Raw genomic sequence first — 16,600 nt, 5'->3', positions numbered from 1 at the left:
ATTGATGAATGTGCAGAAAATGAGAGCGCATTAAAAGCAAAAAGCCCGCGCTCTTATCATTCGCGGGCTTTTATTGTTCGAATGCTATTGCTTTTTAGGCTCTAGATTCTAGGCTTTTTTTTTCCTGTTGCATTTTTGCTAGGAAGTAGATATTAACGCAAGCAATAAAGCCGTTAGTTAATACTACAGGCCAAGAATCAATCATTAGTCCGTAAGCAGTAAATAGCGCACAACCAATAAAGTTAAGGATACGAAGCTTAACAATATCTTTCATAGTTAGCGAAATTGCGACCATGATTGAAGCTGCATAACCTAAAATCTCAACCATATTCATGTCCATTTTTTGACCCTCTTAAAATCTGCCGAATTTTGTCGGTACCAATTCTTCTCATCTTGAGATTAATGAGGAAGCTCCATGCCTCGAATGGTCTTTTTTTGTTGTATGGACGCACTATATCAATGGAAAAACCGTGATAAAAGCCTCAAATCAAGGTTAAGAGAAGGTTAGCGATTACGCAAACGTTTAGGACGGGAATTACTGATAATTTTACTTATTGTGTTGATTGATAATAACGATGGTATTAATAGCTCTCACATCATTGAAAGTGGGGGAGTATTTACATATGATTGAAAATGATAATTATTTTCAATTGTGATGTTTATGTATTTTCTTATTAGCTTGCTCGTATTTTTTTTACTGTATATCAGGACAAAGCCGAATTCGTGGTGCTCGGGAATTCATATTGTGAGCCACATTTTCATGGTTATATTTTGTCCAACGATTTATGTCATTCAATATTTAATCGTCACGTTTTTCTCGTCACCAATATTGATTAAGTTGTCATCACGTTCAGGTGTATACAACATTCTTATTGCTTTTCTTCCATTATTGATTGCAACCGGTAGTTTGGCGTTTAGCTGAGCGTTTTCATCTATCTTCTTTTTTAAAACGACTACACTTATACGGAATAAGGTATCAATTTCATATAATTAATCGATATTGCGGTGTTAGGACATGTGTCACCTTTTTGTGACTACTAGTAAGTTTTACTTACTTTGCTCATTAGTGCGCCATTTATCGATTGTTTAATGAGTTGATACTTAGTCTAATCGTCTAAAGGTGTGCAGTATGCCGCACTAAATCATTTAAAAACTATCTAAAAAGGTTAATGGGAAACGTAGGCCATTAGCGGAGGTCAGATGAGTACGCAAACCGTGCCGCAGAACGCGATTGTAAATGCTGTCAAAGGTGAAGTCTTGGTTTTAGGTCTGGATGGAAAAGTCAGGTCTATAAAAGCGGGGGATGAGTTAATATCTGGCGAAGTGATCATTACTGAAAATAACGCTTCTCTTGATGTACAGATACATAATGAGCTGTATCTGATTGATGCTAATTGTGTCGCGTGCCTTCCAGAACCTTCTTTTGAACAACCAGAAACCTTGTTGCAATCTCCAGTTAATGGCCAGGTTACTTTCGATCCAACAGCTATCGAAGGTGCTAACTTTGACGCTAATGATGTCGCGGCTATCCAACAGGCCATTTTAGATGGTGCTGACCCGACTGCTATTTTGGAAGCAACGGCTGCTGGTGCTGGCGCTGAAGGCTCAGCCAATGCTGGCTATGTGACCGTTGAATATAATAATCCGGAAGTACTTGCCTCCACCTTTTTTGAGACGTCAGCGACTCGTAGCGGTGTAGAAGAACGCGATGAAGCTGATGATTTGGATGTCACTATTTTTGCCGATGGCGGACAATCACTGCAATCTAGCGTAACAGAAGGCTCAATTTCTCTATCAAGCTATCCGCAAACCATTTCTTCTAGTGTGCTGGTTGAAGCAGGGGATCTCGCACTTGATACCGCTTCATTTGTACCCGAAACGTCTTCTTTAGAGTCTTTGTTAACTGAGCTTAACAGTGATATTACCTCTGGTGGTCAGCCAGTGGCGTTCGTTTATGACGAAGCGAAAAATGCCATTATCGGCACTCAAGAAGGTAACGAAGTGCTTCGTATAGAGATCGAAGCGACATCTTTAGGCCGTGATTTAGAGTTAGAGGTCGTCACCACGATTAGCCAGGGCATTGACCATGTCGCTTCTGTTGCTGATGGTCAAGTTTCCATCTCCGGTGATCAAATCAATATCGCTTTTGACATTACAGGCGCAGATATTGGTGGTAACAGTATTCAAGCACCTATCGATTTCACGACAACCGTTATTGATGGCGATGATCCGGCGCCGCAAAACGTTACTTTCGAAAACGTTGAATCTTCTTCTACTCCGATTACTGGCACCTTTGTTGATATTGGTAGTGATCAATTGGCAACGGTCACGTTTAATCAAGAAGGGCTTAGTCAGTTCGATGGCCTACTGAGTGATAATCAGGCGACAGAAGCGGTACTCTCTGAAGACGGCAGTACTATCACCTTGTACATTGCTGGCTCGAATGAAACCGTCTTAACCATCAGTCTGAACACCGATGGCACCTACCAATTTGAGCAATTTAAGCCGTTAGAACAAACAAACGGTGAAGATACGATTGAGCTCTCTTTGCCAACCACAATCGTCGATTTCGACCAAGATACGGCAAGCAACACCTTTACGTTAACCATCCTTGATGGCGATAATCCAGTGATTGAAAACGTGACGGGATTGTCTTTAGACGAAGCGGGTGTTGACCAAGGTTCACAGGAAGGCGCGGTAGTAACAAGTGGCACTGGGTCGATCACGACAGCGGTCGGTAGTGACATCATTGACCATTATGAGTTGGAACCTACAGAGTTTAATGTTGGTGGAGAACTCCAATCTCAAGGGCAGGTTGTTCAACTAGAATTAGCGTCCGAGAGTAACGGCGTGCGTACTTACGAGGGCTTCATCGAGCTGGATGGCGTGCGTATTACCGTATTTGATGTGGCGATTGATGCCCCTGCATTGGGCGAATACCAATTCAACTTGTATGAACAACTCGACCATACGGGTGCTAACGATGACTCGCTCACTTTCTCACTGCCAGTTTATGCGGTAGATGCGGATGGCGACCGCTCCTCGATTACTGAAGGTTCGAACACACCAGAAGCGGCGCAAATTGTCATTCAAGTTCAAGATGACGTTCCTACGATTGATGGCGTTGATGCACTAGCCGTCGACGAAGATGATTTATCAAGCATTGGCTCCGATCAAAGCGATTCTGTGCTCGCGCAAGGCAGTTTCACAACGACTCAGGGCTCAGACCGTGTTGTAAGTTATCAATTAGAGAGCGGCACTGATCCACTCAATGGGTTGGAATCACAGGGTCGATCTATCTCTCTGACGGAAACTGTCAACTCAGATGGCAGCTTTACCTATTCTGCAACGGCAGAAGGGGACGCTATCTTCACCTTACAAGTGAACTCTGACGGTTCTTATTCATTTACTCTTGAAGGTCCAATCGATCATGCTGTGGGTAGCGATAGCCTAACCTTGGATTTCACGATTGTTGCAACGGACTTTGACGGTGACACCAGTTCACTTGTTCTACCGGTAACCATTACTGATGATGTGCCAACCATTAACGACGTTGTTGCTCTTGCCGTCGATGAAGATGACTTAAGTTCGGTAGGCTCTGACCAATCACAGCCAACGCTGGTTGAAGGCCAGTTCACGACAACTCAGGGCTCTGATGGCGTTGTACAGTATCAGCTGGATGTAAACGCTGATCCTTTAAATGGCCTGCAATCTCAAGGTCAAACCGTCTCCATTGCCGAAACTCAAAATGCAGACGGCAGTTACACTTATAGCGCAACGGCAAATGGCAGTGCAGTCTTCACACTTATTTTGAATACCGACGGCTCGTACAGTTTTGAGCTGCAAGGTCCAATCGACCATGCGGCAAATAGCGACAGTTTAACTCTTGATTTTAGTGTTATTGCTACTGATTTCGATGGTGACACAAGTCAAATTGTACTGCCTGTTACCATCGTGGATGATAAACCGACCATTACCGATGTTGATGAGATTACTGTTGATGAAGATGATTTAGGCACGATTGGCTCAGATCAGACAGACCCGATTTCAATCGATGGCAACTTCACCACCACACAAGGCTCGGACCGAGTAGTGAGCTATCAGCTCGATGCTTCTGCAACACCAGTTGACGGCCTTACATCACAAGGCGTTGCAGTCACGCTAACTGAAACCGCAAACGGTGATGGCAGTTTTACCTACCAAGCAACAGCAGGTACTGAGTCGGTCTTTACACTGACAGTGAACACTGATGGCTCTTATAACTTCACGCTAGAAGGGCCAATTGATCATGCTGTCGATAGCGACGAGTTGACGCTCAACTTCCCAATCATCGCGACCGACTTTGATGGTGATACCACAAACGCGACTATCCCTGTCACCATCGTGGACGATAAGCCAGTTATTACTGACGTAGATGCCATTACGGTTGATGAAGATGATCTAGCATCAATCGGTTCAGACCAAAGTAATCCAATTTCTATTGATGGCAGCTTCATAACCACGCAAGGCTCAGACCGTGTGGTGAGCTACCAACTCGATGCTTCATCAACACCAGTGGACGGTTTAACATCTCAAGGTGTGGCGGTAACGCTAACAGAAACCGCAAATGGTGATGGTAGTTTCACTTATGAAGCGACAGCGGGTGGCAACCCAGTATTTACTCTGACAGTAGATACTGATGGCTCATATAACTTCACGTTAGAAGGACCAATTGATCACGCGGTTGATAGTGACGAGCAGACACTAAACTTCCCAATTATCGCGACAGACTTTGATGGCGACACCGTCACTGAAATCATTCCAGTCACGATAGTTGATGATGTACCGACTATTACAGCGGTTGGTGCGCTGAATGTTGATGAGGATGACCTTAACGTTGTAGGTTCCGACCCAGGCGGCGATCTGTTTGTTGAAGGCGCATTTACCACCACTCAAGGTTCTGACCGAGTGGTGAGCTATCAATTGGATTCAACAGCCGATCCTGTTGCGGGCCTGACGTCTCAAGGTGAGGCGATTACCTTGGTGGAAACCGCGAATGGTGATGGCAGCTTTACCTATGTTGCGACCGCAGATGGCAATCCAGTATTCACGTTAAACGTCGCAACAGATGGTACTTACGACTTTACGCTGCAAGGCCCGATTGACCATGCCGCTAACAGCGACAGCCTAACGATTGATTTCCCAATTGTTGCCACCGACTTTGATGGTGATACGACCACGGCAACCATTCCCGTTACGATCACGGATGATGCACCAATCATCGATAATGTCGTGCCTCTGGCTGTAGACGAAGATGATCTATCAGGTATTGGCTCAGACCAAAGTGACGCTGTTTATGTAGAAGGCGCGTTCACGACCACTCAAGGCTCAGACCGTGTGGTGAGCTACCAACTTGATTCAACGGCTGATCCTGTTGCAGGTTTAACCTCTCAAGGTGAGCCTGTTACTCTGGTAGAGACTGCGAATGCCGATGGCAGCTTTACTTACGTTGCTACCGCGGATGGTAATCCTGTATTCACCATGAATGTGAATGCAGACGGTACATACAACTTCCGTCTGGAAGGGCCGGTCGACCATGCGTTAAACAGCGATGAGTTAGTACTGAACTTCCCAATCATTGCGACGGATTTTGATGGTGATACGACTACTGCGACCATTCCAGTCACCATTACTGATGACGTTCCAAGCATCGACAACGTTGTTCCACTGACAGTAGACGAAGATGATCTCGCCACAATTGGCTCAGACCAAAACGATGATGCGTTTATGTCTGGTTCGTTTAGTACGACAGAAGGATCGGACAGCGTTGTTAAATACCAGCTTGATGCAACCGCGGATCCTCTAGCAGGGTTAACTTCTCAAGGTGAACCTGTTGTGCTTGCTGAGACGGCAAACGGTGATGGTAGCTTTACTTACACTGCTACAGCGGATGGCAATGCCGTATTTGAATTAGTGCTGAAGCCAGATGGCAGCTACACCTTTACTCTGCTAGGTCCACTAGACCATGCGATGAATAGCGACAGCCTACAAATCGATTTCCCGATTATCGCAACAGACTTTGATGGCGACACTTCAACTAAAATACTGCCTGTCACTATTGTTGATGATCAGCCAAGCATCACTAATGTTGATGCGATCAGCGTGGACGAAGATGACTTGGCTACGATTGGCTCTGATCAAAACGAGTCCGTGTCGATTGATGGTCACTTTGTCACGATGGGTTCTGATCATGTTGTGAGTTATCAGTTAGACGCGTCCTCTAATCCTATTAATGGCTTAACCTCACACGGGGTAGTGGTGACAATGACGGAAAGCGAGAATGCGGATGGCAGTTTCACCTATACCGCTACCGCAGGATCAGAAGCCGTATTTACCTTGACGGTGAACAGCGACGGCAGTTACAACTTCACGCTTGAAGGTCCAATTGACCATGCAACAGGTAGTGATGAGCTCACGCTGAACTTCCCAATCATCGCGACAGATTTTGATGGTGATACCACCACAGAAACGATCCCAGTCACCATCGTGGATGATAAACCGACCATTACCGATGTTGATGCGATTACCGTTGATGAAGATGACTTAGGCACGATTGGCTCAGACCAAACTGACCCGATTTCAATCGATGGCAACTTTACCACCACACAAGGCTCGGACCGAGTGGTGAGTTATCAGCTTGACGCTTCTGCAACACCAGTAGCTGGCCTTACATCACAAGGTGTGGCCGTCACGCTGACTGAAATCGCAAATGGCGACGGTAGCTTTACTTACGAGGCGACGGCGGGGAGTGAAGCGGTCTTTACGCTGACGGTGAATACCGATGGTAGCTATCAGTTTACGCTTGAAGGGCCAATCGACCATGCTGTTGATAGCGATGAGCTGACACTCAATTTCCCAATTATTGCGACAGACTTTGATGGCGACACGTCAGTTGAGACAATTCCTGTCAAGATTGTTGATGACAAGCCGACGCTTGGTGGCATCGAAGCAACAAGTGTGCAAACGGTTGACGAGGACGATATCCCAATAGTTGGATCTGATGGTACGCAGTCGAACAGCATTGCCGGTAACTTCATCGCGACTGATGGCTCTGATGGCATTGTAGAGTATGGTGTTTCTGACCTAACGACGCCAGTACAAGGCCTGACCTCTGGTGGTCAATCACTGGTCATGGTTGAAGTCTCAAACGCAGGTGGCGTTTCAGTTTACGAAGCTCGTATTGATGGCACGACGACACCAGTATTCCGTGTGACCCTTGATGCTTCTGATGATAGCTACACGTTCGATTTGCTTGCTCCTCTCGATCATCCAAATGCTGATGGCCAAAATGAACTGGTCATCAATTTGCCGATAAACGCGACTGACTTTGATGGAGACGTGTCGAACAACATCACCTTACCAATTATGGTTGTGGATGATGTTCCGACCATTGATGGTTTACTAGCAGGCAGCGAACAAACCGTTGATGAAGATGACTTACCAGCAGGCACTGATGCTGCAAGTACAGAAGATACTGTTATTTCAGGTACTTTTGATATCACCGAAGGTGCTGACCAAGTTGCTTCTATTCAGCTGAGTGACCTGACCACGCCTGTTGCTTCTCTGACTTCAGATGGTGATGCTATCACCTTAGTTTTGTCTTCTAGTGCAAACGGCGTGAACGTATACCAAGGTGTCTCTGGCAATCCTGCTGAAGTGGTGTTCGAACTGACGTTGGATGCAACGAACAATTCCTACGAGTTCGATTTACAGAAGCCGCTTGATCACCCAGATGGTAATCATCAAAACGAGATCATTATTAACCTCCCTGTGACCGCGACAGATAATGATGGTGATACTTCTCCAGCCTTCACATTGCCAATTACCGTTGTGGACGATGTTCCAGTTGTTACCAATATTGAAAGTCTACGTGTCGACGAAGATGACTTACCTCTTGGTTCTGATAGCACTAAAGAGCCGTTAACGGTATCAGGTGAATTCGAAGTCACTAGCGCAGATGGTATTGATTCTTTCGAATTAGATCTGAGCTCAAATCCTATCCCGAATCTGAAATCGGGTGGAGAAGTGGTAACACTTTCTCAAGACGTTGGTGCTTCAACTGCTGACGCGCTTGTTTACGTGGGACAAACTCCGGGTGGAGTGACTGTCTTCACGTTGACACTTCATCAAGATGGTAAATACGACTTTGAGTTATCTGGTCAGTTAGATCACGCGGTTAACTCTGATGAGATTTTGTTGAATCTACCTGTGAAGATTACAGATGGCGACAACGATACCATCACTGCGACCTTGCCAGTGACTGTCGTAGATGACAAGCCAACCATTGATGCTATTAGCTCTGGTAGTACCTTGTCTGTGGATGAGGATGATATTCCAAGCCAAGGTTCAGACGATACGCCAGAATCCAATATCATTGGCGGCAACTTTGACGTTACCGATGGTGCTGATTCTATCGTTAGCTTCCAGTTGGATAGCTTGACGTCACCTGTATCAGGACTTACCTCAGGCGGTCAGCCGCTTGAATTGGTTGAGTTTTCAAATTCAAACGGTGTGATTGAGTACCGAGCTTATGTACAAGGTACGACGGATACCGTCTTTAAACTGACGCTAAATGGTTCAGTAGACAGTTATGAATTTGAACTGTTGGGTGCACTTGATCATCCTGCGGGTAACGATGAAAACTCGTTAGTCATCAACTTCCCAGTCAATGCGACCGATTTTGACGGCGATGTGTCCAATAACATCACCTTGCCGATCATTGTGGTGGACGATGTTCCAGCGATTGTGAAAGTGACAGACTCTAGCCAACAAACCGTTGATGAAGATGATCTTGCTGGTGGCTCAGACACGACAAGTGGCGATTCAACGGTATTAACTGGTGGATTTGAAGTCGTTGATGGCGCGGATGAGATAGTCAGCTACCAAGTTTCTGACCTCAATGCGGTTGTGTCTGGCTTAACTTCAAACGGCAACAGCATCGAGTTGAATGTGGTGAGCTCGGTTGGTGGTGTAACCAGTTACCAAGCGGTCATTGCTGGCACCTCAACTAAGATCTTCACGCTGTCTCTTGATGCGAATAACGACAGTTACCAATTTGAACTATTGGGACCCATCGACCATGACGCTATTCAAGGTGAAAACAACCTTGTCATTGATATCCCAATTACAGTCACAGATTTTGATGGTGACACGTCATCATCACTGAATCTTCCAATTACCGTGGTTGATGACATTCCCGAAATTAAATCAGCAGATGCTTTGGCTGTTGATGAGGATGACCTCGCTAATGGCTCTCAGGCAACCAACAAAGACAGCCTAGAAGCAACGGGCAATTTCGATACGGTGGAGGGGGCAGATACCGTTGTCTCTTACCAGTTGGATCTTACTTCTAACCCGATCCCAGGAGTAACTTCCGGTGGGTTAGCGGTGACACTTGTTCAAACTGCAGTAAGCAACAACAACTACACTTATCAAGGGCAGACTCCGGATGGAAACTCAGTATTCACGCTAGTTTTGAACGCTGACGGCTCTTACAAGTTTACGCTTGAGGGTGTGCTAGACCACTCAATCCAAGGCGAAGATACACTTATACTTGATCTCCCAGTCTTCGCGACCGATGTTGATGGCGATACGGCTGATATCAACTTACCAGTGACGATCACCGATGATGTTCCAACCTTGTACGATGCATCTATTTCGCGTGTTGAGGGACAAGGCAGCCGCACGGTTCACTTATTCCAAGACCCTGTAGAAGGTGATGACGATCTTGGTGCTGACGGCGCACAAGTGACTTCATTTTCGGCTGATGATTCAGGCATTTACTTTAAGCAAAACGGTGTTGATTCTGATTCTGTCGATTTGAACGGCAGCGACCAAGTCGTATTTGTTCACAAGGTTCTTGACGGAGTGGATACTGAAATAGGTCGTTTGGTTGTTCGAACTGATGGCAGTGTGTCATTCCGTCCGAATGACGATCTTGACCATACAGAAACCGACTCGATTGATTTCACCATCAACGTTGTTGCAACCGATGGTGATGGCGATATCGCAGATGCCGATGTGGATATCTCGATAAGAGACCGCAATGCACAAATTGACACGTCTACCGTTATTGCGTTCGAGGACCAAGGGCGTGATGGTGTCGTTGTGGGCGTTGACTCTGCAAATACGCAGGACAACTTGTCGACGCTGGATGTGACACCGGCGAAAGTCGATTTGGTTATCGATTTGCATGATATCGATCGTAACGAAAGCTTAGGTGATATCACTATTCGAGATGCTGATACTCACAACGGTACGTTCTACTACCGAGACGGCAGTGGCAACTACATTGAATTAACATCTGTGGGCAATACGGTTGTTCTCGACGCATCAAATGTCGAGCAGTCATTCAATGGTGAGCTTGTCTCGTTAGATAACTTGTACTTCGTACCAGATCGTCATACATCAACCGATGCTTCTGGTATCGATCCTCGTATCCGTGTGGAAATTCTTAATAATGGTACGCCAGATCATACGATTAATGGTCGTTTAGACATTGAAGTTGCTGCCGTTGCAGATATTGCGACTTGGACGACGAGCAGCGAGTTTAACTATTCTGTCGATGAAGACGGAAACAACGTCGCACTTAATATCACGGCGGAAACTCAGGATACTAGTAATCCTGAAGATATAGTGTACGAGCTCGTCTTTACACAAGGGGAAGGTAACGCAGAGTTAGTCTATTCGGATGGTAGTGCGATTCCACAAACTGGTGGTGTTTATCTCGTAGATGCCAGCCGAATTGGTGACGTTCAAATTGACCCAATCGATAATTTCTCGGGCGAAATCAAGATTGATGTAACCGCGATTACAACAGAAAACAACAATCCGTTATCAGGGAAGGAAACGGCACGTTCAGAGACAGAAACTATCATCATTGATGTTAACCCAATCGCGGACCCAGGTAGTTTTACGGTCAACCGAATCAATGTCTTTGAGGATAACGCTCGAACTCAAGATACCGTCAATCCTGTCACGGATCATGATCCACTTCAGTTAAGTGAAGTGATTACCATGAAGCCGTCTGCGGATTTAGATGGTTCTGAAGCACTATTTGTGCGTATTTCTGACTTCTCAATTGATGGCGTTACGTTAGTGTGGCTTGATTCAGCAAACCCAAGCCAAATCGTAGAAGTAACCGATTCAAGCGGCAATGTACTCTATTACGAAGTGCCAGAATCTGAGTTAGCCAAGGTCGAAGTGCTTCCTCCGTTGCACAGCAATGATGACTTTACTTTCAACGTTGAAGGTATCGTCAAAGACACGGCATCCTTATCTAATGGGGTTGCCGAAGATATTTTGTCACTAGGCAGCAAAACAGTGATCGTCGGTGTGAAAGGCGTAGCTGACATACCATTTATTGAGCTGAATGATAAATCAGGGATCTGGCATGAGTTTAATGACGGCAATGTAAGAGGTATTGAGACTAATATCGATGAGAATGGTCAAGTAGAGTTGGGCTTTAGTGTCATCTCTGGCGAGTTACCAGATAACCCGAATGACCACTCAGAGTCGGTTACGGTTCTGCTGTCCAATATTCCGGCAGGTGTCGAGGTATTTGATAGCGATGGTGCATCCGTCGATCTGACCTTTGTAGGCTATGACGCGCAAAATCAGCCAATCTATGAAGCCAATATCACCACGGCGAATATTAATTCTGGAATTGTTATTAAACCGGAAGCGTCATCGACGGAGAACATTCATATTACAGCAACGACGATCGTCACAGAGAATGATGGTCACAGTCGAACCTCATCGGGTGAGATCCGAATTATTGTCGCTCCTGTCATTGATGCGCAAGATAACTACACGGTTCAATCAGAAGGTGATGAAGATACACGCTTTAATATTGATTGGAAGCCAACGTTGGCTCAAAGCCCTGATACAGACGAGTTCTTTAGTGATGTGACGATTTCTGGATTTCCTCCAGGCAGCACAGTTTATGTCGATGGCGTAGCACAAACATTGGTTTCTGGAACATTAACACTTTCGCCACTAGCGAACGAGTCGGAGCAAGACTTCTCTGCTCGAATCTCTCAAAGTGGTTATGTCCAGGTGCAATTAGAGCAAGACTCCAGTACTGACTTTGATTTGAATACTACGGTGACGGTGAAAGAGATAGACCACGAATATGTCGATGCTTCTAATCCAGGACAGGGAATTGCAGAAAAAACCATCAATGGCATGGTGCATGTCCAAGTCAATCCAATCGTTGAGCCAGAAAATACAACAGGATCGCTAGACGCCCAGACACGTTTGCTTGTTACTGAAAGCACTGGCGTTGTCACTGACATCGTGAAGTCAGACGGTCAAGGGAACATTGATTTTACGATCAATACTTCAACGGGTGGGGAGTCTGGTGCGAATATCATCAAATACCAAGAGTTTGACGCCTCTTCAGATGAAGTGGTGACTCAGCTTGTTGTTCAGTTCCACAATGTCGACCCTGAGATTCTCAATCAATTGGTCATTGTTGGTGCATTGAACGAAGGCGGCGGTCGATGGACAGTCATTGACGAAGAAAACTTCTCGATTAAAGCGCCTTCCGGTCTTGATTTAACGCCAAACGACGACAGCGATGATGGTGACAACGGCGGTCTATCTCAAATTGGGTTAACCATCTATGCCGAGGTCAACGATTTAGGTGAAGATGCCGTTGAAAAAGACGCAACAGTAGTAAGAGAAACTGACGTGACACTTGAGTTTCCGACGGTTCTCACGCCGCAAACAAGTGTTGCAGCTGAAATTAAGGTGGCTGATGACGTCCAAATTGAAGCATCGGAAGATAATGCGATCGACCTTGGCACTCAATTGACGTCGAAAGTCGATGCGATTAATGCGGATGGTGTGGAAGATGTTTTGACAGTTGTTATTGATCCATCCGCTCCCGGTATTCCTCCAGGCTTGGTGATAACAGGCACTGATATCGATTTTGTCAATGGTAAATACGTTTTCCAAGCAGATATTGATGCTAGTGGCAATATCACAGGTTTGGACGGTTTAACGATGCACTTGGCGGAAGATTACGCTGGTGATTTTGAATTGCCTGTGAGGTTTGTCACCAAAGACACAGAGTCTGGCGACGAAAAAGAAAACAACGTGCGAATTCCAGTTCAGGTTTTACCGATTGCAGATGTTCCGAGTTCGGCGGGTGATCAGCCACTAGATGGTGATGTTACACCAAATGTGACAGTGGATATCACAGGTACTCTCGGTTTAGACGCGAACAAACAACCCGTTGATGACCTAAATAACGATGTACCAACGGCGGATGGTGTGGGTTATGAAGATGGTTTAATCCAACTTAATCTGAATGTCGATTTTGCCGACCGTTATAACAATATCCAAGGTGGTCAGGAAACGCTAACGAACATCAAGTTAGAGCTCGATGACACAACACTGGGGGAGTTTGTTGACGCAAATGGCAATAGCTTAGGGACAAGTATTGAGTTTAATGAAGCAGAGATTTTAGCGGGTGCGCTTGATAATGTTCTGTTTAGGCCGAAAGAAAATTATCCCGTAGGTGGGGGACAAAACACCGTCAAGATTAATATCGAAGGAGAGATCACGGACGAGGCTGTATTTGATCAGTCTATCCTAAATAACCCTGGCGATAATATCGACATAAGAACTTTTACTGATGACGTGACATTCGAAGTTACGCCAGTGGTGGACGATATTACGATTACAGGTGCCGATCCTACGAAGCCAATTACCGTGGTTGGTGACGAAGATACTTTAATTTCGTTGAATCAATCGGGCTCAGGGGTTTCGATCAGCTTAAACGATAATGATGGCTCTGAAAGTTTCGTTTCACTCAAGTTAACAGGGATCCCTGATGACTTTGTCGTGCAATCCCATTCCTCTGATTATGTTGTTAAGAACAACGGCGGAGGAGAATGGAGTATTCAGCTAAAAGACCTTACTCAGACATCCGTTGATTTAAGTGACATCCAAATCAAACCGCCGAAAAACTTCAGTGGCGAGGCAGAGATTGGCATTACCGTGTTCATCCAAGAAGAATTGTTACAAGTACCAACTGAGCGAACTAATAACTTTACGCTGGTTGTGAATCCTATTGGCGATGATGTTGATGTGAATCCTGATACTTCAGCTGCGGGGAATGAGGGAGAAGATATTGTTATCAACGTCAATGCGTTGGTGGTTGATAACAAAGAGTCCATCGGAGATGGCGCAACCTACCAGGAAAATGATCCAGAGACGCTGAGAGTTGAGATTTCAAATGTCCCTGATGGGGCGAGTGTTTCATTACCTGATGGAACGGTGTTTACTGACCAAGGAAATGGCGTCTTCGTATTAGAAATCGATGCTCAAGATTTGGATCAAGTGGTCTTTAATTCTGGTGATCGAAACGATAACTCATGGGGAGGGTCACTGCATTTCAAAGTGCAAGCCGTTGATACCGGGCTCGATGGTCGCCAAAATTTAGGTTCAGCCGAGGAGTTTGACGTAGCTGTTGATGTTGAAGCGGTGAATGATCGACCGGACTTCGTGAATGTCATTGACGTTGAAACACCAGAAGACAACGCTATCCTGCTGGATACATTTGGTATTTCGGATATGGATGCGGTACTTGATGATCCTACCGCAGAGTATGTCTTGAATATTGCTGTCGATAGCGGTTACTTGGCGCTCAATCCATCGATTATTGCCAATTACGGATTGACGGTTTCAGGAGACGGCACGGGTTCAATTGAACTGAAAGGAACCGTATCTGACCTTAACGCCGCTATCGCTGATGGTTTAGTGGAGTTTAACCCAGCGCTTAACTTCTTTGGTAACGTCAATGTCGACATCTCTGTCGATGACCAAGGCAACGAAGGTATCGTGATTAGCGGTGTCGATGAAACACTCAATTCAAATAGCAGCCAATTTGTAATTGAAGTCACAGAGGTGAACGATGCGCCAACAACATCGGAAGTGACGCTGACAAGTATTGATGAAGACAGCGGCGCTGTTATTGTTACCGCAGCGGATTTGCTGGTTAATGCTGTTGATATTGAGTCGGACAATTTAACCGTTAGCAATGTTACGCTTGTCGACCCTGCAACAGGGACGCTTACTCAACTGAGCTCAACGGAGTGGAGCTTTGAACCTGCTCCTGATTTTTACGGAGATGTAAGCTTTAATTACGATATTACGGATGATGGCATGACCAATGGCGTCTCGGATCCGAAGACCGTCAGTGGCTCAGCCGTGATGACAGTGCAGGCGATTAACGATGCTCCGGAGATTGATGGCTCAATGGTAACAAATACGATTATGGAGTCATCGGATCAAAAAATCTCAGGTATCGAAATTACCGATGTTGATTTTGCAGGTATTCATGAGAATGAAATCATGACGGTGTCACTCAGCATCGATGAGGGTGATATAAGTGTTCTTGTCCCGGCTGGGAGTGGCATTACTCAAGGCGTTGGTTTAGCAGGTGAAACTGTACTGATGGGGACCTTGTCTCAGCTTAATAGTCTTTTCGCTTCGACGGATCCGGATGCCGGTGTATTTATTGATGCCAGTGACGTGAACAGCAATTCTATTGCGCTTACCGTTACCGCTAATGACAACGGTATCTTCTATGACAACTTAACGGGTACCTCACTACAAACATCAGAAACGTTTGATATTAACGTAACGCCTGTCGCTGACGTACCAAACTTGGCCATTGATCAGAACTTTAGTTACATTCAAAGAATTAGTGCGAGTCAAAGTGCAAGCCGTCAAGGCATCGCGCTGGTGGGTATTATGGCGGCGTTGACCGATGTCGATGAAGTACTGGCCTTAGAGCTCACTGGCGTGCCAAGAGGAGCCACTATCACGAGTGAAGCTACAACATCGAATATCAGCTTTGATGGTACAACATGGACTGTTCCAGAAGATGAAATTGATACGCTACATATCAATAATGCGATCCCGGGAGATTACGATATTACATTGACTGCGGTTTCTACTGCATCAAATGGTGACCAAGCGTATTCAACGCCATTAGACATTAATCTAAACGTTACACTAAATAGTCAAGATATTGATCAGTCAGCTGAAAGTGAAGACAGCTATCTTATTGGTAGTGATGCAGGCATTACTTTAGCAGCAGGTACGGGAGATGATTATATCCTAGGAGGAGATGGAGATGACGTGCTTATTGGCGGACTAGGCTCTGATATTCTGACTGGTGGTGCGGGTAGCGATATCTTTAAATGGACAGAAGACACGGTGGATAATGGTGCGATTGACACCATCACTGACTTTAGCGTCAATGAGGACACCATTGACCTCAAAGACGTGATCGCTGATTTGAATGATCCAACGGCAGGTATTGATGATTTACTTGCGCACATTCAAGCCGATTACGACGCATCAACAGAAAATGTTTCTCTGAACATTACGACGGATGCAAATGTCCAGCAAACCATTGTTGTGGAAAACTTAGGTACATCGATAGACTTCAACGGTCTTAGCTCCAATGAGATTGTAGAGTCATTGCTGAATCATGGTGTTATTGATAACGGATAAATCTGGATTCAACATAAAACGGGCGGCT

At 45.4% G+C, this 16,600-nt stretch carries 2 protein-coding genes; one reads left to right on the top strand and one right to left on the bottom strand.

Translation table 11 applies throughout. The features are described from left to right. Positions 1-94: 94 nt before the first annotated feature. Positions 95-340 (bottom strand): YgjV family protein, encoded by a 246-nt coding sequence (locus tag ACWYVB_RS04615; RefSeq protein ID WP_005397186.1) that lies wholly within the window; start codon positions 338-340, stop codon positions 95-97. 860 nt (positions 341-1,200) lie between these two features. On the opposite strand from ACWYVB_RS04615, the gene ACWYVB_RS04610 reads away from it, so the two are divergent. Continuing rightward, positions 1,201-16,572, top strand: coding sequence for a retention module-containing protein (locus ACWYVB_RS04610; protein ID WP_457528128.1), 15,372 nt, complete (start codon positions 1,201-1,203; stop codon positions 16,570-16,572). Positions 16,573-16,600: the final 28 nt, after the last annotated feature.

Source organism: Vibrio sp. JZG10 (assembly GCF_054064075.1).
Note: the sequence above shows the minus strand (reverse complement) of the source record. Positions and strands in the feature narration are given on the sequence as shown.

What these genes read in the sequence shown, in the direction of transcription:
- ACWYVB_RS04610 (WP_457528128.1), top strand. Translation starts at nt 1,201, where the DNA reads ATGAGTACGCAAACCGTGCCGCAGAACGCGATTGTAAATGCTGTCAAA.
- ACWYVB_RS04615 (WP_005397186.1), bottom strand. Translation starts at nt 340, where the DNA reads ATGGACATGAATATGGTTGAGATTTTAGGTTATGCAGCTTCAATCATG.